The sequence below is a fragment of the Streptomyces sp. NPDC001156 genome (genome assembly GCF_053598275.1).
In genome coordinates this window covers 1-1,037 of the sequence record NZ_JBSFJX010000579.1, presented here as the reverse complement: position 1 = coordinate 1,037, position 1,037 = coordinate 1, and the positions used below count along the sequence as shown (strand labels likewise).

2 protein-coding genes are annotated in these 1,037 nt (G+C 69.0%); one reads left to right on the top strand and one right to left on the bottom strand.

The genetic code is table 11. The annotated features are described in order from the left end of the window. Positions 1-518 (bottom strand): IS3 family transposase (locus ACWDA7_RS53235; RefSeq protein ID WP_450615484.1); only part of this gene is annotated, 518 nt, incomplete at its 3' end. Positions 519-851: 333 nt separating this feature from the next. Between ACWDA7_RS53235 and ACWDA7_RS53230 the strand changes: the two genes are divergently transcribed. After that, on the top strand, positions 852-1,037 hold a 186-nt coding region (locus ACWDA7_RS53230; RefSeq protein WP_450615482.1), incomplete at its 3' end, for a hypothetical protein.

The following is a 1,037-nucleotide window of genomic DNA, read 5'->3' as shown; positions in this document are numbered from 1 at the left end:
GGACCGGAGCGACGCGGGGCCGGGACGATGCCGGCAGCATGCAGGACCTGCCACACAGTTGATGACGCGATCGGGTGCCCCAGCCGGGCCAGCTCACCCTGGATCCGGCGATGCCCCCACCGCGGATTATCATGCGCCAGGCGTAGCACCAGCTTCTTGAGCGCGGCAGCGGTGGGCGGTCTACCGGTGCGTCGGCGTCGGCGTCGGCGTCGGCGTCGGCGTCGGCGGGAGTAGTCCCACTTTCTGGCGATCAGCCTTCGGTGCCAGGCCAGTAGCGTCCCCGGCGTGACCGAAAAGACGCTGCTCCAACGGCGGCGCGGTATCAGCGACGACAGCGCGGCCGGCCAGAACCGGTCGGCTGGCTGGTAGCGGATCGGACTGGTGAGTTGTCGTCGCGGTACCGCGTTCTCGTGCCGCAGCACCAGCAGTTCAGCATCCTTGGCGGTCTCCCGGCGCGGCAGTACCGCCGGCACGGACAGCAGCACACGGCTGGCCCGGTACAGCCGCGAGGTGATCACCCGTGCAGCATCCCAGCCACCGTCGAGGGCTCGGCACTCAGGCTCCCACCTGCAGCGATGACTTTGCGAGCCCCACAGGTGCAGTTCTTCAAGTTCGCTCAGCAGCGCGTCACTGACCTGCAGCATCGGTTCCCCGCGGCTCGCTGTTGTCGTTGGTGTCGGGGAGGACAGCGAAGAGTGAGGTTCCGCGGGCCTTTTGGGAGATGTCGTCCAGGCCAGGAACAGGTAGGAGGAGGTGCCCAGGCGGCGCAAGGCCTGGGTATCCAGTGGTGCGCTGGCGTCGGTGATCCCAGCCATCGCGCGTACGCGGGTGCGCAGGTCAGCGCGACGGATGTGCGCAGCAAGCCGTTGTGCGAAACGGCCAAGGCTGTTCCCGGGCACGGTACCAGGCGCCGCCGGGGTCCGTGGTCGGCGGCGAAGGGGCTCGGGCTGGTCGGGCACAATGACGCGGTGCGCGAAGACGATGACACAGAGCTGCTGGAACGGGTACGGGCGTTGCGGGCAGCCGGCAGTGGCCCC